Source organism: Novosphingobium sp. NBM11 (assembly GCF_015390225.1).
Taxonomy (GTDB): Bacteria; Pseudomonadota; Alphaproteobacteria; order Sphingomonadales; family Sphingomonadaceae; genus Novosphingobium.
The window spans coordinates 1,272,464-1,298,773 of sequence record NZ_VUOG01000001.1 but is presented as its reverse complement, the minus strand read 5'-3'; the positions used below and the strand labels follow the sequence as shown (position 1 = coordinate 1,298,773).

The 26,310-nt window shown below is 68.1% G+C and carries 19 protein-coding genes, 1 tRNA gene and 3 pseudogenes; 20 read left to right on the top strand and 3 right to left on the bottom strand.

Features of this window, described 5'->3' with window-relative positions; genetic code table 11:
• The first annotated feature begins 2 nt into the window (after window positions 1-2).
• The 13 genes and pseudogenes from murF to F1640_RS06130 all read left to right on the top strand — a co-directional run bounded on the left by murF (window position 3) and on the right by F1640_RS06130 (window position 16,618).
• Window positions 3-1,486: pseudogene (gene murF / locus F1640_RS06190) on the top strand (UDP-N-acetylmuramoyl-tripeptide--D-alanyl-D-alanine ligase).
• Entirely contained in the window at window positions 1,487-2,551 is a 1,065-nt protein-coding gene (gene mraY, locus F1640_RS06185) for a phospho-N-acetylmuramoyl-pentapeptide-transferase (RefSeq protein ID WP_124809019.1), read from the top strand. It abuts the pseudogene before it with no gap.
• Between the two features lie 7 nt (window positions 2,552-2,558).
• Window positions 2,559-3,869 (top strand): UDP-N-acetylmuramoyl-L-alanine--D-glutamate ligase, encoded by a 1,311-nt coding sequence (gene murD / locus F1640_RS06180; protein WP_194918292.1) that lies wholly within the window; start codon window positions 2,559-2,561, stop codon window positions 3,867-3,869.
• 10 nt (window positions 3,870-3,879) lie between these two features.
• Window positions 3,880-5,108 (top strand): annotated as a pseudogene (locus F1640_RS06175) (FtsW/RodA/SpoVE family cell cycle protein).
• Window positions 5,105-6,304 (top strand): undecaprenyldiphospho-muramoylpentapeptide beta-N-acetylglucosaminyltransferase, encoded by a 1,200-nt coding sequence (gene murG, locus F1640_RS06170; RefSeq protein WP_194918290.1) that lies wholly within the window; start codon window positions 5,105-5,107, stop codon window positions 6,302-6,304. The pseudogene F1640_RS06175 and the gene murG overlap by 4 nt, the downstream one beginning before the upstream one ends.
• On the top strand, window positions 6,301-7,725 hold the full coding sequence (gene murC, locus F1640_RS06165) for a UDP-N-acetylmuramate--L-alanine ligase (RefSeq protein WP_194918287.1): 1,425 nt from the start codon (window positions 6,301-6,303) through the stop codon (window positions 7,723-7,725). The genes murG and murC overlap by 4 nt, the downstream gene beginning before the upstream one ends.
• A complete protein-coding gene (gene murB, locus F1640_RS06160) occupies window positions 7,722-8,624 on the top strand; it encodes a UDP-N-acetylmuramate dehydrogenase (protein ID WP_194918285.1) in 903 nt (300 codons plus the stop codon). Before murC ends, murB begins: the two co-directional genes overlap by 4 nt.
• Window positions 8,625-8,660: 36 nt before the next feature.
• Entirely contained in the window at window positions 8,661-9,644 is a 984-nt protein-coding gene (locus tag F1640_RS06155) for a D-alanine--D-alanine ligase (RefSeq protein WP_194918283.1), read from the top strand.
• A 3-nt stretch (window positions 9,645-9,647) separates the two neighbouring features.
• A pseudogene (locus F1640_RS06150) lies at window positions 9,648-10,626 on the top strand (cell division protein FtsQ/DivIB).
• A 3-nt stretch (window positions 10,627-10,629) separates the two neighbouring features.
• Window positions 10,630-11,913 carry a cell division protein FtsA gene (gene ftsA, locus F1640_RS06145; protein WP_124809027.1) on the top strand — a complete coding sequence of 428 codons (1,284 nt, stop codon included), beginning with the start codon at window positions 10,630-10,632 and terminating at the stop codon, window positions 11,911-11,913.
• Between the two features lie 179 nt (window positions 11,914-12,092).
• Complete coding sequence (gene ftsZ, locus F1640_RS06140) at window positions 12,093-13,544, top strand: cell division protein FtsZ (RefSeq protein ID WP_194918282.1); 1,452 nt, start codon at window positions 12,093-12,095, stop codon at window positions 13,542-13,544.
• Between the two features lie 103 nt (window positions 13,545-13,647).
• Window positions 13,648-15,933, top strand: a complete 2,286-nt coding sequence (locus F1640_RS06135) for an SPOR domain-containing protein (protein WP_194918280.1) — start codon at window positions 13,648-13,650, stop codon at window positions 15,931-15,933.
• Between the two features lie 181 nt (window positions 15,934-16,114).
• Window positions 16,115-16,618 carry a YbjN domain-containing protein gene (locus F1640_RS06130; RefSeq protein WP_124809030.1) on the top strand — a complete coding sequence of 168 codons (504 nt, stop codon included), beginning with the start codon at window positions 16,115-16,117 and terminating at the stop codon, window positions 16,616-16,618.
• 6 nt (window positions 16,619-16,624) lie between these two features.
• Here F1640_RS06130 and F1640_RS06125 read toward each other — a convergent pair whose 3' ends face one another.
• The gene (locus F1640_RS06125; RefSeq protein ID WP_194918278.1) at window positions 16,625-16,960 is read right to left on the bottom strand and encodes a hypothetical protein; all 336 of its coding nucleotides are present in this window, start codon (window positions 16,958-16,960) and stop codon (window positions 16,625-16,627) included.
• 88 nt (window positions 16,961-17,048) lie between these two features.
• Between F1640_RS06125 and proC the strand changes: the two genes are divergently transcribed.
• The 7 genes from proC (at window position 17,049) to F1640_RS06090 (ending at window position 23,359) form a co-directional block, all read left to right on the top strand.
• Window positions 17,049-17,858, top strand: a complete 810-nt coding sequence (proC, locus tag F1640_RS06120; protein ID WP_194918276.1) for a pyrroline-5-carboxylate reductase — start codon at window positions 17,049-17,051, stop codon at window positions 17,856-17,858.
• 296 nt (window positions 17,859-18,154) lie between these two features.
• On the top strand, window positions 18,155-18,898 hold the full coding sequence (locus F1640_RS06115) for a Bax inhibitor-1/YccA family protein (RefSeq protein ID WP_124809032.1): 744 nt from the start codon (window positions 18,155-18,157) through the stop codon (window positions 18,896-18,898).
• 199 nt (window positions 18,899-19,097) lie between these two features.
• Window positions 19,098-19,844: a hypothetical protein gene (locus F1640_RS06110; RefSeq protein WP_124809033.1), complete on the top strand. Its 747-nt coding sequence runs from the start codon at window positions 19,098-19,100 to the stop codon at window positions 19,842-19,844.
• A 92-nt stretch (window positions 19,845-19,936) separates the two neighbouring features.
• Window positions 19,937-20,012: transfer RNA gene (locus tag F1640_RS06105), tRNA-Ala, on the top strand.
• A gap of 109 nt (window positions 20,013-20,121) precedes the next feature.
• Complete coding sequence (obgE, locus tag F1640_RS06100) at window positions 20,122-21,183, top strand: GTPase ObgE (protein WP_124809034.1); 1,062 nt, start codon at window positions 20,122-20,124, stop codon at window positions 21,181-21,183.
• 108 nt (window positions 21,184-21,291) lie between these two features.
• Window positions 21,292-22,425, top strand: coding sequence for a glutamate 5-kinase (proB, locus tag F1640_RS06095; RefSeq protein WP_124809035.1), 1,134 nt, complete (start codon window positions 21,292-21,294; stop codon window positions 22,423-22,425).
• A 13-nt stretch (window positions 22,426-22,438) separates the two neighbouring features.
• Complete coding sequence (locus F1640_RS06090; protein WP_194918274.1) at window positions 22,439-23,359, top strand: NAD(P)-dependent oxidoreductase; 921 nt, start codon at window positions 22,439-22,441, stop codon at window positions 23,357-23,359.
• 207 nt (window positions 23,360-23,566) lie between these two features.
• Here F1640_RS06090 and lpdA read toward each other — a convergent pair whose 3' ends face one another.
• Window positions 23,567-24,964: a dihydrolipoyl dehydrogenase gene (lpdA, locus tag F1640_RS06085; RefSeq protein ID WP_194918272.1), complete on the bottom strand. Its 1,398-nt coding sequence runs from the start codon at window positions 24,962-24,964 to the stop codon at window positions 23,567-23,569.
• Window positions 24,965-25,064: 100 nt separating this feature from the next.
• Window positions 25,065-26,279: a 2-oxoglutarate dehydrogenase complex dihydrolipoyllysine-residue succinyltransferase gene (gene odhB / locus F1640_RS06080; RefSeq protein WP_194918270.1), complete on the bottom strand. Its 1,215-nt coding sequence runs from the start codon at window positions 26,277-26,279 to the stop codon at window positions 25,065-25,067.
• Between the last annotated feature and the right edge of the window lie 31 nt (window positions 26,280-26,310).

The window sequence follows — 26,310 nt, the reverse complement described above, 5'->3', positions numbered from 1 at the left end:
CCATGAACGCCCACCCCGCCATGCTGAGCTGGCCGGTCGAAGCCGGTGACGATCTTGGCCTCGCCCTGTGGACCGCGCGCGACATCGCCGCCGCCACCGGGGGCACCGCATCGGGCGATTTCAGCGTCTCCGGCATCGAGATCGACAGCCGTGCCGTGGCCGAAGGCGATCTGTTCTTCGCTCTGAAGGGCGAAGCCGCCGACGGGCACCGCTTTCTGGAAGGCGCGTTCGGGCGCGGCGCGCAGGCCGCCGTGGTCGATCGCGATGTGCCGTGGCCGCACGTCCGCGTTGCCGATACCTTCCGCGCGCTCGAGGACCTGGGCCGCGCCGCGCGTGCGAGAGTCGATGCCGGGATCATTGGTGTGACCGGCTCCGCGGGCAAGACCGGGGTCAAGGAAGCGCTCTATGCCGCGCTCGATCGCGGCAGCCGGGGCCGGGCGCACCGTTCGGTCAAGAGCTACAACAACCATGTCGGTGTGCCGCTCAGCCTGGCGCGGATGCCGGCGCGCACGCGCTTCGGCGTGTTCGAGATGGGCATGAACCATGCGGGCGAGCTGTCCGCGCTGACCCGGCTGGTCCGCCCCCATGTCGCCATCGTCACCACCATCGCCCCGGCGCACATCGGCCATTTCTCCGGCGAGGAGGCCATCGCCGACGCCAAGGGCGAGATTTTCGAAGGGCTGGAACCGGGCGGCACCGCGATCGTCCCGGCGGACAGCCCGCACTATGCCCGGCTGCGCGCCAAGGCGGAGCGCCACGCCGCGCGCGTGCTCGGCTTTGGTGTTTCGCGCGAGGCGCAGGTCCGGCTGATCGATGCGGTTCCCGCGCCGGCCCTGAATGGCGGAGTGGCGGCACGCTCGTCACCGTCGATCTCGGCATGCGCAAGCTGTGCTACACCATCGCCATGCCGGGCGCGCACTGGGTCGCCAATTCGCTGGCGGTGATGGCGGCGGTCGAGGCGGTCGGCGGCGATCTTGGCGCGGCCGGGCTGGCGCTCGCGGAGATGGAAGGGCTTGCCGGGCGCGGCGCGCGCCATCGCATTCCCGCGCCGCGCGGCGATGGATCGGGCGAGGCGCTGCTGATCGACGAAAGCTACAACGCCAACCCCGCCTCGATGCGCGCCACGATCCTGCAACTGGGGGCCACGCCCGCGCGTCGGCGGATCGCCGTGCTGGGGGCGATGAAGGAACTGGGCGCCGACGAGGCGCGTTATCACCGCGAATTGGCCGTGCCCCTGATCGAGGCGGGTGTCGATCGGGTGATTCTGGTCGGTGCCGAAATGGCGCCATTGGCCGAGGCGCTGGGGAAAAGCGCCGCCGCGCCGCTTGCCCGGCGAATCGAGATGGCTCATGTGGAAACGACGGCGGAAGCGGCTGAACGCCTTGCTTCCGAAGGGGTCGAGGGTGGCGACGCCATGCTCGTGAAGGGTTCGAATTCGGTCGGATTGGGAGTGCTTGTCCGCGCGCTCACGGCCAGGGAAAACTGAATGCTCTATCTGCTGGCGCACTGGCTTCACTATGAAGGCCTGACCAATCTTTTCCGTTACCAGAGCTTCCGCGCCGGCGCCTCGCTGCTGACCGCGCTGTTCGTGGGCCTGCTGATCGGCCCGCGCTTCATCAACATGCTGCGCGTGCGGCAGGGCAAGGGCCAGCCTATCCGCGAGGACGGGCCGCAAAGCCACCTCGCCAAGCGCGGCACGCCCACCATGGGCGGGCTGATGATCGTCATCGCGCTCACGCTGGGCCTGCTGCTGTGGATGGACGTGACCAGCCGCTATGTCTGGGCCTGCCTCGTCGTCACGCTCGGCTTCGGCCTGATCGGCTTCCTCGACGATTACGACAAGGTCACCAAGTACGCGCACAAGGGCGTGCCGGCCAAGGTCCGCCTGCTTGGCGAATTCGTCGTCGCGGGCGTTGCCGCCTGGCTGGTGGTGGGGGAAACCAACCTCTACGTGCCGGTGTTCAGCAACCTCTATATCCCGCTGGGGCCGTTCTACTACGTCTTTGCTGCCTTCGTCATCGTCGGAGCGGGCAATGCCGTGAACCTGACCGACGGGCTGGACGGGTTGGCGACGATGCCGGTGGTGATCGCGGCGGGCACGTTCGCGATCATCGCCTACCTCGCCGGCCGCGTGGACTATGCGCATTACCTGGGCATCCCGCACGTTCCCGGCGCGGGCGAACTGGCGATCTACTGCGCGGCGGTGATGGGCGCGTGCCTTGCCTTCCTGTGGTTCAACGCCCCGCCTGCCGCGGTGTTCATGGGCGATACCGGCAGCCTTGCGCTGGGCGGCACGCTGGGCGTGATCGCGGTGTCGGCGCATCACGAGATCGTGCTGGCGATCGTCGGTGGCCTGTTCGTGATGGAGGCCGTTTCGGTCATCATCCAGGTCTCGGTCTATAAGCGCACCGGCAAGCGCGTGTTCCGCATGGCGCCGATCCACCACCATTTCGAGCAGCTCGGCTGGAAGGAATCGACCGTCGTGATCCGCTTCTGGATCGTCTCGATCGTGCTGGCGCTGCTCGGCCTCGCCACGCTGAAGGTGCGATGATCCGGGCATGATCGTCTCCTCCGCCTTTGCCGGCAAGCGCTATGCGGTCCTCGGCCTCGCCCGGTCGGGGCTGACCAGCGTGGAAACGCTGCTGGCCAGCGGTGCGCAGGTGACGGCGTGGGACAACCGCGAGGAAGCCCGCGCCACGCTGGAAGGCCGCGCTACGATCGCCGATCCGCTGACGATCGACCTTGCCGGGTTCGATGGCGTGGTAGTCTCGCCCGGCGTGCCGCTCAACCGCCACCCCATCGCGGACTATGCCCGCGCAGCCGGGGTGCCCGTGATCGGCGATATCGAACTGTTCGCGCAGGCACGCGGCGATCTGCCCGCGCACCGTGTTGTCGCCATCACCGGCACCAACGGCAAGTCCACCACCACCGCGCTGGTGCATCACTTGTGCAAGAGCGCGTCGCTGCCGGTGCGCATGGGCGGCAACATCGGCCTGCCCGTGCTGGGGCAGGAGCCGCTGCCGGCCGGGGGCGTCTATGTGCTCGAACTGTCGAGCTACCAGATCGACCTGACCTATGGCCTCGCGGCGGACGTCGCCGCGCTGATCAATCTCAGCCCCGATCACCTGGACCGCTACGATGGCTTCGCCGGCTACGCCGCGTCCAAGGCGCGGCTGTTCGCCATGCAGCGCGCCGACCAGCACGCGGTGTTCGGCTGCGGCGATCCGCACACCCTGCGCATCGCCGAAGACGTAGCGGCTGGCCGGAGCGCGGGCTTCGTTCACGTCGTCGATCCGGCGGCGCTGGCGGGGCAGGCGGACTGGCCCTCGCTGCAAGGCCCGCACAACCTGCAAAACGCGGCCATCGCCGTGGAAATCGCGCGCCTGCTTGGCCTGAACGAAAGCCAGTGGCGCCCGGCGCTGCGCTCGTTCAAGGGCTTGCCGCACCGCATGGAACGCGTGGCCGAGGCGCGCGGCGTGCTGTTCATCAACGACAGCAAGGCGACCAACCCGGCCTCGACCGCGCCCGCGCTGGCCGCGTTCCCGCGCATCCACTGGATCGTCGGCGGGCTGCCCAAGGGCGACGATCTCGACGAATGCGCGCCGTTCTTCGATCACGTCGTCGCGGCCTATACCATCGGCGAGGCGGGGCCGCGCTTCGCCGAGATCCTCGAGCCGGTGATGCCCGTCAGCCGCAGCGAGATGCTGTGCGATGCGGTCAGCCAGGCGATCGCCGCCGCGCGGCCGGGCGATGTCGTCATGCTCTCGCCGGCCTGCGCCAGCTTCGACCAGTTCCGCGATTTCGAAGCGCGTGGCGATGCCTTCCGCCAGATCGTGGAAGCGTTGACCGGCGGGCCGGGGGAAGGGTGAACGGCCGGCGATGAACACCACTCCCACACGCCTCGTCACCACCACCACGCGCGAAGGCGGGGTCCGCCTCGTCGGTGCGGCGCATCGTTTCCGCCGTACCCGGCGCAGCGAACTGCTGATCTGGTGGCGCGAGATCGACCGGGTGCTGCTCGGCCTGATCCTCACCCTGCTCACCGTCGGCGCGGTGGCCGTGGCCGCCGCATCGCCGGCCAGCGCGCACCGCCTGTCCACCGCGCAGAAGTCGCTGGGCGACCTCTATTTCTTCTGGATCCACCTGCGTTGGCTGGCGGTGGGGCTGACCGTGATGTTCATCGCCTCGCTGCTGCCCGCGAATCGGCGCGGCGGTTGGCGATCATGCTGTGCGGGGCGATGGTGCTGGCGCTCGTGCTGGTTCCACTGGTCGGCGGCGAGGTGAAGGGCGCCCGGCGCTGGCTTTGGATCGGCTTCAGCCTCCAGCCTTCGGAATTCCTGAAACCGGCTTTCGCGATCACCGTCGCATGGATTCTCTCGTGGCGCGTACGCGATCCCAACCTGCCGGTCATCACCATCTCGCTGGCCCTGCTCTGCACCATTGGCGGGCTGCTCATGCTCCAGCCCGATTTCGGCTCGACCGTGCTGTTCTGCGGGGTGTGGTTCGTGCTGGTGCTGCTCTCGGGCCTGCCGATCGCGCGGCTGCTGTGGGTTGCCGGCGGGGCCGTCATGCTGGTGATCGCCGCCTACCTGTTCTACCCCAACGCCACCCACCGCATCGACAATTTCCTCAACGGCGGCAGCGAGTTCGACCAGGTTGACCTTGCCATGCGCACGCTCGTTGCCGGCGGGTGGAGCGGGGCCGGGCTGTGGCTGGGCGCGCGCAAGAACGCGCTGCCCGAGGCGCATACCGACTACATCTTTTCGGTGATAGGCGAGGAATTCGGCCTGATCGCCTGCGCGGTGATCGTGATGCTCTACTGCGCGGTTGCCGTGCGCGTGCTGATGCGGCTGGTGGAAGAGGAAGACCTGTTCACCGTGCTGGCCGCCGCCGGGTTGACCGCGCAGCTTGTCGGGCAGGCGTTCATCAACATCCTCGTCAACCTGCAACTGTTCCCGTCCAAGGGCATGACGCTGCCGCTCATCAGCTATGGCGGTTCGTCCACCATCGCCCTGTTGCTCGGGGTCGGCTTCCTGCTCGCCATTACCCGCCGGAATCCCTATCTGACGCGCGAGTCATTCACGATCGGGGAGTTCCCGCGAAAATGAGCGCGGTATCACGGCATTATGTCCTCGCCGCTGGCGGTACGGGCGGGCACTTGCTGCCCGCCTTTGCGCTTGCTGTGGAGCTGGAACGGCGCGGCCATCACGTCGCGCTCGTCACGGACGATCGCGGTGCGAAGATACCGGGCAAGCCCGCGTTCATGCCCGCGCATGTCCTGCCGGCGGGCCGGCTGGGCAAGAACCCGCTCACGCTGCTGAAGGGCTTGCGCGCGATCTGGGCTGGCCGCGCCATGGCGCTGCGCCTGTTCGAAAGCTTCGAACCGTCCTGCGTGATCGGTTTCGGCGGCTATCCCGCGTTCCCGGCGCTGCTCGCCGCGCAGTCCGCCGGTATTCCCACGGTGATCCACGAACAGAACGCGGTGCTGGGACGCGTCAACCGGCTGCTGGCGAAGCGCGTCAACGCCATCGCCACGTCCTATCACGAGGTCGACCGGCTCGATCCCAAGCTGTGGGGCAAGGTCCATCTCGTCGGCAATCCGGTCCGGCCCGAAGTGCTGGCGCTGCGTAGCGAGCCGTTCCCCGAATTTACCGAGGAAGGCCTGTTCCGCGTGCTTGTCACCGGCGGCAGCCAGGGCGCTTCGGTGCTGTCCGAAGTCGTGCCCGATGGCCTCGCCATGCTGCCGCCCGCCCTGCGCCATCGCCTGCAGGTCACGCAACAGTGCCGCGCGGAAGACCTGGAGGCCGTCCGCGCCCGCTATGCGGCGCACCAGATCCCGGCCGAACTCGGCACCTATTTCGAGGACATGGCCGGCCGCCTGGCCGAAGCGCACCTGTTCATTGGCCGCGCCGGCGCCTCGACCATCGCCGAACTCACCGCCGTGGGCCGTCCCGCCATTCTGGTGCCCCTGCCGATCGCCACCGACGATCACCAGGCCGCCAACACGCGCGAGATCGTTGCCGCCGGCGGCGCGCGCGCGATCCGGCAGACCGGCTTCACGCCCAAGGAACTGGCCAAGCAGATTCAGACCATGGCGCTTCATCCCCAATCCCTCGCCAACGCCGCGCATGCCGCCTGGAACTGCGGCCTGCCCAACGCCGTCACCGATCTGGCGGATCTGGTCGAAAGCTTCGGTGCGGCGCCGCTTCAGGACGTGATCCGGATGGAAGGCGGCAAGACAGCGACTTCGGAACAGGTCGCGCTGGGCGCAAGCGTGCCGCGCAACACCGGAGTCCGCGCATGAAGGGTGTCGGCACAGATATCGGCACGATCCATTTCGTCGGCATCGGCGGCATCGGCATGTCCGGCATTGCCGAAGTCATGCACAACATGGGCTATTCGGTGCAGGGTTCGGACATCGCCGAAAGCTATGTCGTCGAAGGCCTGCGCAAGCGCGGCATCGCGGTGATGATCGGCCACAAGGCGGAGAACGTCGAAGGCGCGGCCGTGGTCGTTACTTCCACCGCCGTCCGGCGCGAAAATCCCGAAGTCGTCGCCGCCCTCGAAGCGCGCGTGCCGGTGGTGCGCCGCGCGGAAATGCTGGCGGAGCTGATGCGGCTCAAGAACACCGTGGCCGTGGCCGGCACCCACGGCAAGACCACCACTACCTCGATGGTCGCGGCGCTGCTCGATGCGGGCGGGGTCGATCCCACGGTCATCAACGGCGGCATCATCAATTCCTACGGTTCGAACGCCCGCCTTGGCGCGTCGGACTGGATGGTGGTGGAAGCCGACGAAAGCGATGGTTCGTTCCTGCGGCTCGATGGCACGCTGGCGATCGTCACCAACATCGATCCAGAACACCTCGATCACTACGGCAGCTTCGACCGGGTGAAATCGGCCTTCGTCGAGTTCATCGAGAACGTGCCGTTCTACGGCGCGGCGATGCTGTGCATCGATCATCCGGAAGTGCAGGCGATCATCCCCAAGGTGCGCGACCGCCGCGTCATCACCTATGGCTTTTCCGCGCAGGCCGACGTGCGCGGCGAGGGCGTGACGCCGATTCCCGGCGGCAACCGCTTCACCGCCGTGCTGCGCCAGCGCGACGGCTCGTTCCGCCGCATCGAGGGCATCGAATTGCCCATGCCCGGCCGCCACAACGTGCAGAACGCGCTGGCCGCCGTGGCCGTTGCCGTGGAAATGGGCGTGTCGGATGACCTCATCCGCGCCGGCTTCGGCAAGTTCGGCGGGGTCAAGCGCCGCTTTACCAAGGTGGGCGAGATCGCGGTGGACGGCGGTTCGGCCGTGGTCATCGACGATTACGGCCATCACCCGGTCGAAATCCGCGCTGTGCTCGCCGCCGCGCGCGAAGGCGTGCAGAACCGCGTCATCGCCGTGGTTCAGCCGCACCGCTTCACCCGCCTGCGCGATCACATGGAAGACTTCCAGGGCGCGTTCAACGATGCCGACGTGGTCTATGTCGCGCCGGTCTATCCCGCCGGCGAAGCGCCGATCGAGGGCGTGGACGCGGCCGCGCTGGTCGAAGGCGTCAAGGCGCGGGGGCACCGTTCGGCGCACCTGATCGCCGGGGCGGATGCGCTGGCGCAGGAACTCGCGCCGCTGGTCCAGCCGGGTGACATGATCGTCTGCCTGGGCGCGGGCGACATCACCAAGTGGGCGGCGGGCCTTGCGGATGCCGTCAGGGCGCAGGGGGTGGCGGCGTGAACGCCGATCGCATTCCTCGTAGCAAGCCGCCTCGTGGACGCGTGACAGCTTCCGCGCCGCTGGCACCGTTGGTGTGGTTCAAGACGGGTGGGGTCGCCGAAATACTGTTCGAACCTGCCGATACGGCGGATCTGTCCGAATTTCTTCAGGACATGAATCCCGAATATCCCGTGATGGCGCTCGGTCTCGGATCCAATCTGATTGTCCGCGATGGCGGCGTGCCTGGCGTTGTCATCCGCCTGGGCAAGGCCTTCTCCAAGGTCGAGAAGGTGGATGAAATCACCCTCAACTGCGGCGGTGGGGCGAGTGGCATCCTCGTTTCCAGCACGGCGCGCGATCATGGCATCGCGGGCCTCGAATTCCTCCGTTCGATCCCCGGCACCGTCGGCGGCTTCGTGCGCATGAACGGCGGCGCTTATGGCCGCGAGGTCAAGGACATCCTCATCGATTGCGATGTCGTGATCCGTTCGGGCGAAATCGTCACGCTGCCGGTGAGCGAACTCGGCTACACCTACCGCCATTCGAACCTCACCGACGGCTCCATCGTCGTTGCCGCGCGGTTCCGTGGGGTTCCGGGCGAACCCGCCGCGATCCAGGCCGAAATGGACCGCATTTCCGCCGCGCGCGAAGCCAGCCAGCCGCTGCGCAGCAAGACCGGCGGCAGCACGTTCAAAAACCCCGATGGGGCAAAGGCGTGGGAACTGGTTGACCGTGCCGGCTGCCGGGGTCTCACCGTGGGCGGGGCGCAGGTCAGCGAAAAGCACACCAACTTCCTCATCAACACCGGCACCGCCTCCAGCGCCGACATCGAGGCGCTGGGTGAAGAAGTGCGACGCCGGGTGAAGGAACAGTCGGGCGTGGAGTTGCAATGGGAAATCCAGCGGGTGGGCAAGCCGTGACCGGTTTGTATCTCGACACGAACGGAGACTGTTGAAGTGTCATTGCCCAAACTCCACGTCGCGGTCCTGATGGGCGGCTGGTCGAACGAGCGGCCGGTTTCGCTGATGTCCGGCGAAGGCGTCGCCAGGGCGCTGGAAGAGCGCGGCCACACGGTCACGCGGATCGACATGGACCGCGCGGTGGCGCTGCGTCTGGCCGAAGCGAAGCCGGATGTGGTGTTCAACGCGCTGCACGGCGTGCCGGGGGAAGACGGCACGGTGCAGGGGATGCTCGATCTGATGGGCCTTCCCTATACCCATTCGGGCATGGTCACTTCGGTCATCGCGATCGACAAGGAACTGACCAAGCAGGCGCTGGTGCCGCACGGCATCGCCATGCCGCAGGGCACGATGGTCCGCACTCCCGATCTCCACCGCGCCGATCCGCTGCCGCGCCCCTATGTCCTCAAGCCCGTCAACGAAGGATCGTCGGTCGGCGTCGCCATCGTCACCGCCGAGGGGAACTATGGCAACCCGATCAGCGCGGAGGCCAAGGGGCCGTGGCAGGAGTTCGACGAACTCCTGGCCGAACCCTATATCCGCGGCCGGGAGCTGACCACGGCGGTCATCGCCGGCGCCGATGGCCCGTGGGCGCTGGGCGTCACCGAGCTGCGACCCAAGTCGGGCTTCTACGATTTCGACGCCAAATACACCGAAGGGATGACGGACCACATCTGTCCGGCCGAGATTCCGGCGGAGATCACCGAGGCTTGCAAGAACATGGCGCTGCGCGCGCACGTGCTGCTCGGCTGCAAGGGCACCAGCCGGTCCGATTTCCGCTGGGACGATGAACAGCCCGGCCTGTCGGGCCTGTTCTTGCTGGAAGTGAACACCCAGCCGGGGATGACCCCGCTCAGCCTCGTGCCCGAACAGGCGCGGCACGTGGGCATGAGCTATGCCGATCTGGTCGAGGCGATCGTGGCCGACGCGCTGGGCCTGACCGCCACGCAGGGCCTTGTTGCCGCGCAGGGGAAGGGCTGAACCATGGCGCAGACGATCCGGCGGAGCGGCAAGGGCGTGCGGCGCGCGGCGGCGGCCAAGGGCGCGCAGCGCAAGGTGGCCACCGCGAAGAAGCAGACCGGCAACGTCATCGACGGTGTGATGCAGTGGCTGCCGTTCAGCGAGGAGACCCTGCACCGGATCGTGCTGGCGGTGATCCTCGGCGTGGCGGCGATGCTCGTGTGGGTGGTCGCCAGCATGGCCGGCGTGCCGATGCTGGCGCAGGAAAAGCTGGCGCAGGTCGCTTCGGGCGCCGGGTTCGAGGTCAAGCGCGTCGAAGTGCGCGGCGTCAACCGCATGAACGAGCTGAAGATCTACGAAAAGGTGCTGGGCCAGCGCGATCAGTCGATGCCCCGGCTCGATATCGACGGGTTGCGCGGTGATCTGATGCAGCTTTCGTGGGTCAAGGACGCGCGCGTTTTCGCGCCAGTTGCCCGATACGCTGGTGGTGGACATCGTAGAACGATCGCCCCACGCGGTGCTGCGCAAGGGCGGCAAGCTGGTGCTGATTGACGATACCGGGCACGAGCTCGAACCCGTTTCGGCCGCGCGCGCCAAGGGCATGCTGGTGCTGGAAGGCGAAGGCGCGGGTGAAAAGGTGCAGGATCTCGGGCGCCTGCTCGATGTCGCCCCGGCGCTGAAGCCGCAGGTCGCCGAAGCCGAATGGATCGGCAACCGTCGCTGGAACATCATGTTCAAGACCGGGCAGGTGCTGGCGCTGCCCGAAGGCGATGACCAGTCCGCAAGCGCACTGCTCGGCTTCGCGCGGATGGACGGGGTGAACCGCCTGCTCGGCGGCAAGGTGGCGAGCTTCGACATGCGTGCGTCCGATCGCATGTACCTGCGCGTGCCCGGCCACGCCGACGAAGTGGCGGCCGATCAGCGCGCCGCCGCCGAGGCCAAGGCCGCCGCGAAGAAGGCGGCGCAACTCGCCCGGGCGAAGGCGGCGGAGAAGGATCAGTAGGCCGTGGCGGCTCCGCGCATCACCAGGCTTTTCGCTGCGGTCAACATCGGCTCGTTCCGCGTTTCGGCGATGATCGCCGGGCTTTCGGAAACGGGCGAGATGATCGTGCTCGGATCGGGCCACCGCGCCGCGCAGGGGATCAAGCGCGGCTATGTGACCGACATGCAGGCCGCCACCCATTCGGTGCGCGACGCGATCGAACGGGCCGAGAAGATGGCCAACACCGGCGTGCAGAAGGTGTGGATCGGCTGCTCCGGCGCGGGGCTGGTGAGCACTACCGCCCGGGTCGAGGTGGACATCGGCGGCCGCCGCATCGAACAGGACGATATCGAGCATCTACTCGTTGCCGGGCGCGAGGTGATCCAGCCTGATGGCCGCATGGTGCTGCACGCGCAGCCCGCGCACTACACGCTCGATGGCGCGCATGGCGTGCCCAACCCCAAGGGGCTCCATGCCGAACGGCTGGCGGTGGACATCCACGTCATGCTGGCCGATGGCGCGCCCATCCGGAACCTGACCGAGACCGTGCAGAACGCGCATCTGGAGGTCGAGGCCGTGGTCGGTTCGCCGGTTGCAGCGGGTCATGCCTGCCTGACGCCGGAAGAGCGCGAACTCGGCGTCGCGCTGGTGGAATTCGGCGCGGAAGTGACGACCGTTTCGGTCTATGCCGCCGGCATGTTGCTGGGCATGCAGGTCATCCCGTTCGGTTCGGGCGACATCACGGACGCCGTTGCCTCGGCCTTCGGTATCCGCCGCTACCAGGCCGAGCGGCTCAAGTGCATGTCCGGCTCGGCCATCGCCAGCCCGGCCGATCACCGCGAGATGATCCCGGTCAACGCGCCGGGCGATCCCGAAGGCGCGGGGCCGCTGGCGCGCCACGCCGACGACAAGAACCGCATTCCCCGTGCCGAACTGATCTCGGTCATCACTCAGCAGCTCGGACACTTCACAGAAGAAGTGGGCAAGGCGCTGAAAGCGATGGGCTTTTCCGGCCAGCGCGGCCAGCAGGTCGTGCTCACGGGCGGGGGCGCGCAACTGCCGGGGCTGGCCGATTACGCGCAGTCCGCGCTCGGCCGCCCGGTGCGGATCGGCGCCCCGCCGACGATGATCGGCCTGCCGCCAGGTCTTGCCACGCCCAGTTCCTCCACGCTCGTCGGGCTGGTGCTCTATGCCGCCGCCGATCCGGTGGACATCCGCGCGGTTGGTCCAGCCTACCAGCCCAGCGCGCGCTATTCCGGCCTGGGACTCGTCACGCGGGTCTATCGGGCGTTGCGGGAATACTTCTGATGTGCGCGCCCGATCACGGCAAGTTATCCACCGCTGCGCGCCTGAATAGCGGATTTTGCGAACCATTCGGCCGCTCATCCTGTGGAAAAGGTCTATTTAACCTTTATTCGACGAATCCAACTGTGCCACAGGTCGGCTAAGTTCAACCGAAACGCACCCAACCCGAACGGGAGACCGCTATGAGCATCAACATCGGACCGCCGGCCATCGATGAGCTTCGGCCCCGCATCACGGTGATCGGTGTTGGCGGCGCGGGCGGAAACGCCATCGCCAACATGATCAGCGCCGGGATCGAAGGCGTCGATTTCGTCGTCGTGAACACCGATGCGCAGGCGCTGAACAACTCGATCGCCGAAAACCGCATCCAGCTTGGGCCGGCGATCACGCAGGGCCTGGGCGCGGGCGCGCGGCCCGAAGTCGGCCGCGCCGCCGCCGAAGAGACGATGGAAGAGATCGAGCGCGCGCTCGACGGCGTCCACATGTGCTTCATCGCCGCCGGGATGGGCGGCGGCACCGGCACCGGTGCCGCACCGGTCATCGCCGAAGTCGCGCGCAAGAAGGGCGTGCTGACCGTGGGCGTGGTCACCAAGCCGTTCCTGTTCGAAGGCACGCGCCGGATGCGTTCGGCGGAATCGGGCATCGAGGAACTGCAGAAGCACGTCGATACCCTGATCGTCATCCCCAACCAGAACCTGTTCCTGGTCGCCAAGGCGGAAACGACCTTCAAGGAAGCGTTCCAGCTGGCCGACGAAGTGCTGCAGCAGGGCGTGCGCTCGATCACCGACCTGATGGTCATGCCCGGCCTCATCAACCTCGACTTTGCCGACGTGCGCTCGGTAATGGGCGAAATGGGCAAGGCGATGATGGGCACGGGCGAGGGCGATGGCCCGAACCGCGCGCTCGAAGCGGCCGAACGCGCCATCGCCAATCCGCTGCTCGATGGCGTGTCGATGCAGGGCGCCCGCGGCGTGATCATCTCGATCATCGGCGGCGACGACATGAAGCTGCTCGAAGTCGACGAAGCGGCCAACCATATCCGCGAACTGGTCGATCCCAACGCCAACATCATCTGGGGTTCGGCGTTCAATCCGGATCTCGATGGCAAGATCCGCGTCTCGGTCGTGGCCACGGGTATCGAGCAGAGCGCCGAAATGGCCGAACAGGCCGCGCGCCCGCTCAACCTTCCCGGCGCCTCGCGCGGTCCGGCGTTCCCGACGACGGCCCCCGTCGCCGCGCCCGAACCCGCGCCGCCCGTGCAGCAGGCTCCCGAGCCCGTTCCTGCCTGGACGCCGCCCGTGGCGGAGGCCGCTCCGGAACCGGAAGCCCTCGACCTCACGCTCGATCTCAGCGAGGAACATGCCGCGCCCGTGCCGCCGACTTCGGCGGCAGGCAACGACGAACTCGTGCTCGGCGGGTCCGAGGAAATCGGTGCTCCCCCGCGTTTCGGTGGCGAGGCATCCGACGTCCCGGCCGAACGCGCCACCCCGCGCGTGGCGCCGGGTGGCGGTGGCAGCACGCTGTTCGAACGCATGGCCAATCTTTCGCGTGGCAGCGGCAAGGCGGCCGATGACGAGGATGATGGCGGCGCACTGAATATTCCGCGCTTCCTCGGGCGTCAGAACAACCAGTAACGCGCGTCCGGACCTCCCGCCGCCGCAATTCGGACGGCGGGAGCGCCCGTTTCGCCGATCTGTTGTCGCCGGTTCTGCGGGATGTCGATAAGGGAGCGGCAACATGAGTCGCCATTTGTCGAAACGAACCGTCTGGCCGCGCGTTGCGGTCGGGCTCCTCGCCGCCTGCAGCGCTTCGGCGCTTTTCGCGCAACGTGCCACATCGGGTCCGGTCGACGAGGATGTGGACCAGCCGGAATCCGTGTCGCGCCCTGTGGTGCAACCCATCACCGGGCAGGTCGGCGGCACGCAGGCGCTCAACGCCGCGCTCAACCGGCTGGCGCGCGATCCGCGCAATATCGATGCCCTGATCGCGGCGGGTAACGCCGCGCAGCGTGTTGGCGACAGCGATGCCGCGCTGGGCTTCTTCAAGCGCGCGGACGAGGTTGCGCCGGGCAACGGCACGGTCAAGGCGCAGATCGGCGCGGCACTGGTCCGCGACGATCCGTTCTCCGCGATCCGCTATTTCGACGATGCCGAACGGGCAGGGGCTGATCTGTTTCCGATGGCGGCGGATCGCGGGCTGGCCTACGATCTGATCGGCGACAATGCCACGGCGCAGCGCTTCTACCAGGTCGCGCTCAGCCGCGGGCCTAATGCGGAAGTCGCGCGCCGCTACGCGCTCAGCCTCGCGATCGCCGGGGATCGGCGCGGATCGGAGAACGTGCTGAACCCGCTGTTGCAGACGCAGGACCGCGCGGCGTGGCGCACGCGCACGTTTATCATGGCGATCTCCGGCCAGCAGGATGAGGCGGTGTCGGTCGCCTATGCCTCGATGCCGCAGCAGCTTGCTGCCGGCATCACGCCCTATCTGCGCTACATGCCGCGGCTGACCCCGGCGCAGCAGGCCGCCGCCGCCAACCTCGGGCGATTCCCGCGCGCGGCGGATATCGGCCGTGATGAGCCGCGCGTCGTGCAATATGCCGCGCTCCATCCGCGCGCGCCGCGTGCCGATGCCGCGCTGATTCCGGCGGGCGAGGCGTTGGGGACGCAGGCGGCGGACCGGCCCAGCCGCGAAAAGCGCCGCCGTCCGGGCCGGGCGGAACCGGTGCGCGTTGCATCGGCGTCGCCCGCCCCGACGGCCTCCTCCCCGACCCGCCCGGCAACGGGCGTCGGCGTGTCGTTGTTGCCCACTCCAACGCCGTCGCCGGCACCAGTGCCGCCCCCGGTACCCATGCCGTCGCGCACGGTCACGCAACCGCCTGTTTCGGTGGCCGCTTCCGCGCCCGTGCAGGTGGCGACGGCGGCGTCTCCATCCGTCGGCTCGACCGCCGCGTTGCAGCCGACGGGCGAGCGGCCGCTGGTGATTCCGCGCCCCTATCCGGCCTCGCGGCTCGACGGGCCGCCGCCTGCCAGCAGTATCCCGCCCGCCGCGATGGCCGCGCCGGCACCTGCCCCGGCGGCGGTCCAGGTCGCCACGGCTGCCGCTACGCCCGTCGTGACGCCGACTCCGACGCCCGCGCCAGCAACAGCGCCAGCACCAGCGCCCACTCCCGCACCATCCCCGGGTTTCGATCTGTCGCGGGTGCAGGGCAGCACCGCCACCGCCCAGGCTGTTCCGACACCAGCTCCGGCCGCCACACCGCCCCCCGCGCCGACTCCGGCTCCCGTGGCCGAACCACAGGTTCAGGTTGCGGCGGTCGCGCCATCCGCGGCGCCACCGCCCACCGCGATTGTCGAACCGGCCCGGTCTTCGCCCGCAGCATCCGCGCCGCCTGCCGATGCCGCCGATTTCCGCAGCCTGTTCGAAGGGTTCCGTCCGCCCGAAGAGGAGCGGCATCAGGCCGTGGCCGCGGTCGACATCTCGCGCATCCAGCCCGCGCGGCCCAAGCCTCCCGAGGAGAAGCCGGCCCCGGTCAAGGCCGCCGAATCCAAGCCCGCCGAACCCGAACCTGCCGATCGCGCGACGCGGCGTCGCGGGCGCGCTGCAGCCACCGAGGAGGAGGCCACCTCCGCGCCCGGCCCGCGCGGGCGCGAAACCGCGTCGGACATCCGGGGCAGGGGCTCCAAGGATGCGAAGGACGCCAAGGAAACCAAGGGAGCTAAGGGCAAGGGCGCGAAGGCCCGTCCGCCCGCCAATCCCAGCCGCGTCTGGGTGCAGGTGCTGACCGGCGCCAATCGCGATGTGATGGGGCGCGAATGGCAGCGCCTGGTGCGCGAGGCGTCCGTGCTGCGAGCGCGCAAGCCCTATATCACGCCGTGGCGCAGCAATTTCCGGCTGCTGACCGGTCCGTTCGACAGCGACGACGACGCGCAGGCCTTCCTCAACCAGCTGCGCCGCGCCGGCGTCAGCGGCTTCCAGTGGACCAGCCCGGCGGGGCAGGCAGTCGATCCGCTTCCCGCGCGCTAGGGCGCCCGCGCGGGCTTTCGCATCCGAACCGGATGTTCACCCCTTGTCCACATGTTATAAACAGCCTTGTCGAGTTTTGCCCAACGACGGGTTAACCGTTGATTGTCCCCGGCCCCGCGCTCCGCGATGGGTCAGGGCAGGCGAACGGCAGATTGCTCGTTTGCGATGGATGGAGTGTCTGATGCGGACCGGTCACGACGAAAGCGAACGCGATGACGCGGCGCCCGTCGACATGCTCGCCTCGCTGTTCGAGGCGCGCGGCTGGCCGTTCGAATTCGTTTCGGACGACGAGATACTGGGCGAGATCCAGGGCAGCTGGGCCAATTACCAGATTCGTTCGATCTGGCGCGCCGAGGACCACGTTCTGCAGATTCTCTGCCTGCCCGATATTCGCGTGCCCGATGACAAGAAGGGCGCGGTCTTCGAGGTCATGGCGCTCATCAACGAACAGGTCTGGCTGGGCCATTTCGATATCTGGTCGAACGGCGGCGTGCTGCTCTATCGCCACGGCCTGATGCTGGGCGATGACGGGCTGCTCAGCCTCACCCAGGCGCAGACCGCGATCGAGGCGGCGGTCGACGAATGCGACCGTTTCTATCCCGCGTTCCAGTTTATCCTGTGGGGCGACAAGACCCCGGCCGATGCCCTGGCCAGCGCGCTGGTGGACGCCGCCGGAGAAGCCTGACGGGTTTCAGCCCGCGCGCGTGAGTCCGGAAGCGGGCGGGCGCCACCCGAGATCGCGTTTCAGCACGTGCACCGTATAGCGGGCGTCGGCCTGGATTGCGTGGCGGACGGTGTGCGGAACCACGGCGAGGGCCGCCAGTGCCAGCATACCCCACAGGGCGATTGCCAGCGGCGCGCTCCACATGAGTCCGCGCACCAGTTTCGCCCTCGTTTGCGTGTCGGTGTTGTCCATGGCGATCACCATACCGCGCCCGGCATGACCGAAGGCTGAGGGCCGAATGAAAATCCGGACAGGATTGCGCCACCGGCGCCAGATGCCATCGCTTCGATCGTCATTGGCCATTTGAAAACATCCTGATCGAGCGCGCTCTTGCCTTTGGCGCGATCCTGGACCAGTCGCGGTTCCGAAATCGCGGCGCAGGAGACAGATCATGACGGTGCAGATCCTTCAGTTCGGGTGTGGCAACATGGGCGGCGCCATGCTCGCGGGCTGGCTGGCGGCGGGCTTCGATCCGGCGGCGTTCACCATCGTCGATCCCCGGCTGGAAGCCGCGCCGGCGGGCGTGCGGCTGGTGCGCTCGATCGCCGAGGCCACGGGCGCTTATGATGTGGTCCTGCTGGGGTTCAAGCCGCAGCAGTTCGCCGATGCCATGGCCACGGTGCGGCCGTTCGTGACCCAGGGAACGCTGCTTCTCTCCATTCTCGCCGGGGTCGATCTCGCCACGCTGCGTGGTGCCTTTCCCGATGCCGGGGCGGTGGTGCGCGTCATGCCAAATCTCGCCGCCGCGCTCGGCAAGTCGCCGATCGCGCTGTTCGGCGATGCGCAAGGGGATGCGCGCGCGCTCACCGATAGCCTGATGGCGCCGCTGGGGCAGGCCGAATGGCTGGCCGGAGAAGGCCAGATGGACCTCGTCACCGCGCTGGCCGGGTCCGGGCCGGCGTTCGTCTACCGCTTCATCGATGCGCTGGCAGAGGCGGCGGCGTTGCTCGGCCTCGCGCGCGAACAGGCGGATCGCCTGGCGCTGGCCATGGTCGAAGGCGCGGCGGCGCTGGCGGCCTCGTCCGACCATTCGCCCGGCGAACTCGCCCGCCGCGTGGCGAGCCCCGGCGGCGTGACGCAAGTCGGCATCGACGTGCTCGATGCCGATCGCCGGCTGGTGCGCCTGCTCGAAGACACCCTGCGCGGCGCGCGCGATCGCAGCGCGGAAATGACCGAACAGGCGCGCGCGGCGGCGAAGTAGGTCTTGAGAACAGGGCGCGCGGAAAGCCCACCCCGCTGCGACTAGCGCCGCCTCCGGCACCGCAAGTCTCACTCCCCTCCCGCAAGCGGGAGGGGTTGGGGGTGGGGCCGAACCGGGACAGAGGCCGGTACCGCAAGCCCGCGATGGCCATCGCAGGCGCCCCCATCGTCGCTCCCGCAACAAATTCTTACAATTCGCGACCGGTTCCCGGTTCCGGTTTCGCTTGAAACCCGCCCGCGATGCTACGATATTGCCGTGTATCGGGCATTGTGCCCGGCAACGGAGTTTTGGAAACAATGGCAAACTGGAACGATCCTCAGCCCACTCGGACGGGCTTCGGCGCGTCTCCGAGCCTTTCCGGCGCCTATGGTCGCGGCGAAGTCTTCGACGCCGGCCTGCGGCGGTACATGCTTTCGATATACAACTACATGGCTTCGGGCGTGCTGCTTTCGGGCATTGTCGCGCTGCTGTTCGCCACCACCGGCATGGCCGCGGCGGTGTTCGGCACGCCGCTGCGCTGGCTCGTGGCGCTCGCGCCGCTGGGCTTCGTCATGGTGATGAGCTTCGGCGTCAACCGCCTGTCCACCGCTGCCATGCAGGGCCTGTTCTGGGCCTTCAGCGTGGTGATGGGCATGTCGCTGTCGGCGATCTTCTTCGTCTATACCGGCCCTTCGATCGCGGTGACGTTCTTCGCCACCGCAGGCGCTTTCGCCGGTCTCAGCCTGTTCGGCTATACCACGAAGAAGAGCCTTTCGGGCATGGGCAGCTTCCTGATCATGGGCCTGTTCGGCATCCTGATCGCGTCGCTGATCAACATCTTCCTGCGCTCGCCGGGCCTTGCCTGGGGCATCAGCTTCCTGGGCGTGCTGATCTTCGCGGGTCTGACTGCCTATGACACGCAGCGCCTCAAGGAAACTTACGCGCAGGTCGCCGGCACTGATTTCGTCGGCAAGGCGGTCGTGCTGGGTGCGCTGACGCTTTACCTGGACTTCATCAACATGTTCCAGTTCCTGCTGCAGTTTATGGGCGATCGCCGCTGATCTGCGGAACGCGCGGGCATTTGTTGCCCTGAAGCACGGGCCTGACGCGCCACAGTGTGGACAAAACGGGATGCCCGGCGGCCGGAAAGGGTCGCCGGGCATTTTCTTTGCCGTCTCGCGGGGTTACAGCGCTGCTTCATCTTGGAGACAGGCAGCGGCAGGCATGGTCGCGCGCTTCGGGCTCTTCGGGGGAGTACAGATGTTCCGTTTTTCGCGCCTTTCGGGGCCAGCTATCGTTACCGGCGGCACGGTTGCCGTTCTGACCGTCGCACTCGCGTCCTGCGCGCCCAAGGTCGTCCCGCCGCCGCCTCCGCCGCCCCCGCCGCCGAAGGTGGTCATCATCCCGCCCAAGCCGATGCCGCCCAACGGCGCCAGCAACAACCTTGCCTTCCCGGCAGCCGATGCCAACGGGCTGCGCGAATCCGTCAACCGCAACATCTCGCCGTCGCAGATGCTGTGGAACCTGCGTTCGGCGTACAACGTGGCCGCGCTCAACTGCAACGAACCCAAGCACGCCAACATTCTGGTGCGCTATCGCGCGTTCCTGAAGAACCATGCGCGCACGCTCACGGCCGCGAACAAGAAGGTCGATGAGGAATTTCGCAAGAAATATGGCGCGCGCTTCACCGCTCCGCGCGAACAGTACATGACGGCGGTTTACAACCACTTCGCGCTGCCGCCCACGCTGCCTCATTTCTGCGATGCCGTGCTGGCGGTCAGCGAGGATGGCGAAGCCGTGAAGTCGGTCGATCTGGAAGCCTTCGCGGTGCGCAGCCTGCCGAACATCGAAGTGGTGTTCGACGATTTCTACCGCCGCTACGAACAGTACCGCATCGATCTGGCCGCATGGCAGGCGCAATACGGCCAGCCCGTGGCTCAGCCGGCCTCGGCCGTGGTGCTTCCGGCCACTGCGGGCGGCGGAACGGGCACCTCGCCAAAAAAGTGATTTTTGGTCTTTCATCGGCGGGAGGGCTGCGCTAAGGGGCGCGCTCCCGCCGGTCCATGGCGTGTCATGGGCAGGCGGAAGATACTGGGAACGGGGCCGTAGCTCAGCTGGGAGAGCGCGTCGTTCGCAATGACGAGGTCAGGGGTTCGATCCCCCTCGGCTCCACCAGTATTCTTAACCGGCCTCTTGTCGGGTGCTATCAAGAGGTGAGGGCGGCAGCCGCAGAGCCGCGCCGACCTCAATCGAAACAGCGCCCTACCGCCGGACACCAGGACCCATGCATTTTCTCGATCAGGCCAAGATTTTCATCCGTTCGGGCGCCGGCGGCCCCGGCGCGGTCAGCTTCCGGCGGGAAAAGTACGTCGAGTATGGCGGCCCCGATGGCGGTGAAGGCGGCAAGGGCGGCGATATCGTGTTCGAGGCGGTGGCCGGCCTCAATACCCTGATCGATTTCCGTTACACCCAGCATTTCAAGGCGCAGCGCGGCATGGGCGGCGCGGGCAAGAACCGCACCGGAGCGGGCGGCAATGATCTTGTCATCAAGGTGCCGGTCGGCACGCAGGTGCTCGACGACGATCGCGAAACCGTGCTGGCAGACCTGATCGAGGCCGGCCAGCGCATCACCCTGCTGCGCGGCGGCGATGGCGGGCGCGGCAACGCCAGCTACAAGACCAGCACCAACCGCGCGCCGCGCCAGTCCGGGCCGGGCTGGCCGGGGCAGGAAATGTGGGTCTGGCTGCGGCTGAAACTGCTGGCCGATGCGGGTCTTCTGGGCCTGCCCAACGCCGGCAAGTCCACTTTCATCAACCAGATCACCAATACCAAGGCGAAGGTCGGCGCCTATGCCTTCACCACCACGCGGCCGCAGCTGGGCGTGGTGCGCCATCGCAACCGCGAATTCGTGCTGGCCGACATTCCCGGCCTGATCGCCGGCGCGGCGGACGGTGCGGGGATCGGCGATCGCTTCCTGGGGCACATCGAACGCTGCCGCGTGCTGATCCACCTGATCGATGTCCACGGCGATACCGATCCGGTGGAAGCGATGCACATCGTCGAGGAGGAACTGGAAGCCTATGGCGCCGGGCTCGATGAAAAGCCCCGCATCGTCGCGCTCAACAAGATCGACCTGGTCGATGCCGAACTGGTCGAGGCGTTCTCGCAGGAACTGCTTGAAGCCGGGGCGGACCGCGTGTTCCCCATTTCCGGCGCGACCGGCAAGGGCATGGACCGCCTGCTCGATGCCGTGCTGGACTATCTGCCCGCCGCCACCGTTACCGAACGCCCGATGGGCGAGGTGGAGGACGAGGAAGACCGCCAGCCGTGGTCCCCGCTGGGATGACCGCCCGACTGTGATGGCGGCGCGGCGGCGGTGGCACGTTCACCCGTGCCGCATTTCGCCCCGATCGCCCTTCACGTCCCGCCCCATTTCCCGTAAGCGGCGCGGACCATGAAGATTGCCCAGCTTGCCCATCTGTCCGATCCCGCCACCTGCCCGCGTCTGGTGGTCAAGGTCGGGTCCGCGCTGCTTGTCGGCAAGGACGGGCAGCCCCGCCGCGAATGGCTGACCGCGCTGGTCGCGGAAATCGCCGCCGCACGCGGGCGCGGGCAGGAAGTGATCGTGGTGTCCTCGGGCGCGATCGCGCTCGGCGCTCGCCGGCTGGGGCTGGCCAAGGGCGGACGCGGCAGCCTGTCCGATGCGCAGGCCGCCGCTTCGGTCGGCCAGATCGCGCTGGCGGGGCTGTGGGCGGAGCTCCTGGGCCAGCACGGCCTTACCGCCGCGCAGATCCTGCTGACGCTGGAAGACCTCGAAGACCGCCGCCGCTATCTCAACGTCACGGCCACGCTCGGCACGCTGCTCGCGGCCGGGGCGGTGCCGGTGATCAACGAGAACGATTCGGTCGCCACGCAGGAAATCCGCTTCGGTGACAACGATCGGCTGGCCGCGCGCGTGGGGCAGGCGGCGGGCGCGCAGGGCGTGCTGCTGCTGTCCGACATCGATGGCCTCTACGATCGCGATCCACGCCAGCCCGGCGCGGTGCGCATTCCCGTGGTGAAGGGCGTCACCCCGGAAATCCACGCCATGGCCACGGGCGGTTCCTCGTCCGGCCTCGGCTCCGGCGGCATGACCTCCAAGCTGCAGGCGGCGGAGATCGCGGAACTCGCCGGCATGGCGCTCGCCATCATCGATGGCCAGCCCGTTTCACCGATCGGCACGGCGCTGTCCGCCGATCGCGGCACGCTGTTCCTGCCGCGCGGGCGGCGGCAGGCGCGCAAGGCATGGCTGGGCGGCAAGCTGCGCGTGCGCGGTTCGGTCACCGTCGACGAGGGCGCGGTGCGCGCGCTGCGAGGCGGCTCCAGCCTGCTCGCCGCCGGCGTCACCACGGTCGAGGGCCAGTTCCAGCGCGGCGATGCCATCGCCGTCACCGGCCCCGATGGCGCGATCCTGGCGCGCGGCCTGTCCGAATACGATGCCGCCGAATGCGCCCGCTTGCTGGGCCGCCATACGCGCGAGCACGAAGCGATCCTGGGCTATGCCCCGCGCAGCGCCCTGATCCACCGCGATCAGCTGGTCCTGCTGTGAGGGCGCGCGGCTGATGGCGGGGGAATTGCTGGCGATCACCGGGGCCACGGGCTTCGTCGGACAGGCCGTGCTGGACCACGCCGCGCGTGCCGGGCTGGAAGTGCGCGCGCTTGCCCGCCGTCCGCAGGAACCGCGCGCCGGGGTCGAATGGGTGCAGGGCGATCTGGCAGACAAGGCCGCGCTGCGCCGTCTCGTCGGCCGGGCAAGCGTGGTCCTCCACATCGCCGGCGTGGTGAGCGCGCCGGACGAGGCGGGCTTTCGCGAAGGCAACGTCACCGGCACGCTCAACGTGGTCGAAGCCGCGCTCAACGCGGGCGTGCCGCGCCTGGTCCACGTCTCGTCGCTGTCCGCGCGCGAACCGCGGCTTTCGCTCTACGGCGCGTCGAAGCTGGCGGGGGAGCGCATGGTCAAGGCCAGCTGCCTCGACTGGACGGTGGTGCGCCCGCCCGCGGTCTACGGCCCGCGCGATACCGAGATGTTCGAGCTGTTCAAGCTGGCCCGGCGCGGCGTGGTGCCGCTGCCACCCGAAGGCCGGCTCTCGATCATTCATGTCAGCGATCTCGCCCGCCTGCTGCTGGCGCTGATCCCCGGCGGCGAGGACGTGACGCACAAGGTGTTCGAGCCGGACGACGGCCAGCCCGGCGGCTGGACCCATGTCGGGCTGGCCAAGGCGATCGGCGTCGCCGTGGGCCGCCGTGTCGCCGCCGTGCCGCTTCCGCCGGGCGTATTGCGGCTGGGTGCGCGGGCGGACCGCCTGTTCCGGGGCAAGGGCGCCAAGCTGACGGAGGACCGCGTCGGCTATATGTGCCACCCGGACTGGCAAGTCACCGACGGCGCCCGCCCGCCCGAACACGTGTGGAAGCCCCAGGTCGAAACTCGCATGGGCCTCCACGCTACCGCTGCCTGGTATCGCGAGGCCGGCTGGATGAAGTGACGGGCGGGGGTGCAATCCGTGACCCGCCCCCAACATCGTCATTGCGAGCGCAGCGAAGCAATCCAGAGTCCCGCGCGCCGCCCTGGATTGCTTCGGGGCTTTGCCCCTCGCAATGACGAAGGATGGCTCCAAACGAAAAAGCCGCCCGGTTTCCCGGACGGCCATTCGCGCTTCCGCAACCTGGCGCAGGGCGTCAGATGTGGGGCGTCAGATGTGGATCGGCTTGCCCGTCACCGCCATCGCGGCTTCCTTGATCGCTTCGGAATGCGTGGGATGGGCGTGGCAGGTATAGGCGATGTCCTCGCTCGTCGCGCCGAATTCCATGGCCTGCGCCGCCTGCGCGATCATCGTGCCCGCCACGCTGGCGATGCACCACACGCCCAGCACGCGGTCGGTCTTGGCGTCGGCGATCACCTTCACGAAGCCGTCCGGCTCATGGTTGGTCTTGGCGCGGCTGTTGGCGAGCATCGGGAACTTGCCGACCTTCACTTCACCGCGCTCCCTGGCCGCTTCCTCGGTCAGGCCCACGCCGGCGAATTCGGGCTGGGTATAGACCACGCCCGGAATCACGTCGTGGTTCACGATGCCGGTCAGCCCGGCGATGTTCTCGGCCACGGCGATGCCTTCGTCCTCGGCCTTGTGCGCCAGCATCGGGCCGGGGATCACGTCGCCGATCGCCCACACGCCGTCCACGGCGGTGCGGAAATCGTGGTCGGTCTCGATCTGGCCGCGCGCGTTCAGCGAGAGGCCGATCGCGTCCAGGCCCAGCCCGTCCACGTTCGGACGCCGGCCGATCGAGACGAGCACGACATCGGCGTCGAGCACTTCGGCCTCGCCACCCTTGGCCGGTTCGACGGTGACCTTGGCGGCCTTGCCCTTCACCGCCACGCCGGTCACCTTGGTGCCCAGCTTCAGGTTCAGGCCCTGCTTCTTGAAGATCTTGCCGGCTTCCTTGCGCACGTCGCCGTCCATGCCGGGCAGCAACTGGTCGAGGAATTCGACCACGGTCACCTCGGCGCCGAGCCGCCGCCAGACCGAGCCAAGCTCCAGCCCGATCACGCCGCCGCCGATCACCACCATCTTCTTCGGCACGGAGGCCAGTTCCAGCGCGCCGGTGCTGTCCACCACCACGCCGCCGGCGTTGTCGATGGTCACGCCCGGCAGCGGGGTGACCGACGAACCCGTGGCGATCACCACGTTCTTCGCGGTCACCGTCTTGCCGGCAACCTCCACGCTGTGCGCGTCCTTGAACGTGGCATAGCCCTTCAGCCAGTCGACCTTGTTCTTCTTGAACAGGAACTCGATGCCGCCGGTCAGGCCCTTCACGGCTTCCTTGCGCTGGCCCTGCATGGTGTCGAGGTCCAGTTCCGGCGTCACCTTGATGCCCATCTTGGCCATCGCGCCGTTCTTGGCCGCATCGAAGTATTCCGACGCGTGCAGCAGCGCCTTCGACGGGATGCAGCCCACGTTGAGGCACGTCCCGCCCAGCGTCTCGCGCCCTTCGGCGCAGGCGGTCTTCAGGCCCAGCTGCGCCGCGCGGATCGCCGCGACATAGCCGCCGGGGCCGGCACCGATGACAAGCACGTCATAGTCGTATTCAGCCATTGGTCTTCTCTTTCGTCATCCCGGCGAAAGCCGGGATCTCGGGCCGCCAGATGCGACCCAGCCGAACGAGGCCCCGGCTTTCGCCGGGGCGACGCATTCCTCAAAGGTCGATCAGCAGCCGCGTCGGGTCCTCGATCGCTTCCTTGATCGTCTTCAGCGCGGTCACGGCTTCGCGGCCATCGATGATGCGATGGTCATAGGACAGCGCGATGTACATCATCGGCCGGATCACGATCTGGCCATTGCGCACCACCGGACGGTCCTCGATGCGGTGCAGGCCCAGCACGGCGGACTGCGGCGGGTTGATGATCGGGGTGGACATCAGCCCGCCGAACACGCCGCCGTTGGAGATGGTGAAGGTGCCGCCGGCCATGTCGGCCATGGTCAGCGCGCCGTCACGCGCCTTCTTGCCGTAGTCGGCGATGGCCTTCTCGATGTCGGCGAAGCTCATCTTGTCGACATCGCGCACCACGGGCACGACCAGACCGTTCGGGGCCGAGACCGCGACCGAGATGTCAACGTAGTCGAAATAGACGATCTCTTCGCCCTGGATTTGCGCGTTGACCGAAGGGATGTCCTTCAGCGCCAGCACCGATGCCTTGGCGAAGAAGCTCATCAGGCCCAGCTTCACGCCGTGCTTCTTCTCGAACACGTCCTTGTACTTGGCGCGCGCTTCCATCACCGCGCCCATGTCCACGTCGTTGAACGTGGTGAGCAGGGCGGCGTTCTCCTGCGCGCTCTTCAGCCGCTTGGCGATCGTCTGGCGCAGGCGCGTCATCTTGACGCGTTCCTCGTTGCGGCCGGCGGTCGGCGCGGCAGCGGGCGCTGCAGCGGGGGCAGGGGCCGAAACAGCGGCGGCGGGCGCTGCCTGCTTGGCCTGCGCTGCGGAAAGGACGTCTTCCTTGGTCAGGCGGCCATCCTTGCCGGTGCCCTTGACGGTAGAAGGATCGATCCCGTGTTCCAGGACCGCGCGGCGCACGGCCGGCGAAAGCACGGCGGCGTCGGCATCGGCGGTGGCGGCGGCGGGGGCCGGGGTCGCGGCGGGGGCGGTAGCGGTAGTGGGGACGGCAGCGGCGCCGCCTTCCTCGATCACCGCCAGCAGCGCGCCGACCGAAACGGTATCGCCTTCGGCCACCATCAGCTGGCCGATCACGCCGGCAGCCGGGGCGGGGACCTCCACCGCGACCTTGTCGGTCTCAAGGCTGGCGATGGGCTCGTCCACGGCCACGGTGTCGCCCGGCTTCTTCAGCCACTGGCCGACGGTCGCTTCGCTGACGCTTTCACCGAGCGTCGGAACCTTCACTTCGATGGACATTGCTTGGTATTCCTTGGGAAGAATGAGGGGC

Coding starts and splice junctions, on each gene's coding strand:
- mraY (WP_124809019.1), top strand. CDS start 1,487: ATGCTCTATCTGCTGGCGCACTGGCTTCACTATGAAGGCCTGACCAAT.
- murD (WP_194918292.1), top strand. CDS start 2,559: ATGATCGTCTCCTCCGCCTTTGCCGGCAAGCGCTATGCGGTCCTCGGC.
- murG (WP_194918290.1), top strand. CDS start 5,105: ATGAGCGCGGTATCACGGCATTATGTCCTCGCCGCTGGCGGTACGGGC.
- murC (WP_194918287.1), top strand. CDS start 6,301: ATGAAGGGTGTCGGCACAGATATCGGCACGATCCATTTCGTCGGCATC.
- ftsZ (WP_194918282.1), top strand. CDS start 12,093: ATGAGCATCAACATCGGACCGCCGGCCATCGATGAGCTTCGGCCCCGC.
- F1640_RS06135 (WP_194918280.1), top strand. CDS start 13,648: ATGAGTCGCCATTTGTCGAAACGAACCGTCTGGCCGCGCGTTGCGGTC.
- F1640_RS06130 (WP_124809030.1), top strand. CDS start 16,115: ATGCGGACCGGTCACGACGAAAGCGAACGCGATGACGCGGCGCCCGTC.
- F1640_RS06125 (WP_194918278.1), bottom strand. CDS start 16,960: ATGGCCAATGACGATCGAAGCGATGGCATCTGGCGCCGGTGGCGCAAT.
- proC (WP_194918276.1), top strand. CDS start 17,049: ATGACGGTGCAGATCCTTCAGTTCGGGTGTGGCAACATGGGCGGCGCC.
- F1640_RS06115 (WP_124809032.1), top strand. CDS start 18,155: ATGGCAAACTGGAACGATCCTCAGCCCACTCGGACGGGCTTCGGCGCG.
- F1640_RS06110 (WP_124809033.1), top strand. CDS start 19,098: ATGTTCCGTTTTTCGCGCCTTTCGGGGCCAGCTATCGTTACCGGCGGC.
- obgE (WP_124809034.1), top strand. CDS start 20,122: ATGCATTTTCTCGATCAGGCCAAGATTTTCATCCGTTCGGGCGCCGGC.
- proB (WP_124809035.1), top strand. CDS start 21,292: ATGAAGATTGCCCAGCTTGCCCATCTGTCCGATCCCGCCACCTGCCCG.
- F1640_RS06090 (WP_194918274.1), top strand. CDS start 22,439: ATGGCGGGGGAATTGCTGGCGATCACCGGGGCCACGGGCTTCGTCGGA.
- lpdA (WP_194918272.1), bottom strand. CDS start 24,964: ATGGCTGAATACGACTATGACGTGCTTGTCATCGGTGCCGGCCCCGGC.
- odhB (WP_194918270.1), bottom strand. CDS start 26,279: ATGTCCATCGAAGTGAAGGTTCCGACGCTCGGTGAAAGCGTCAGCGAA.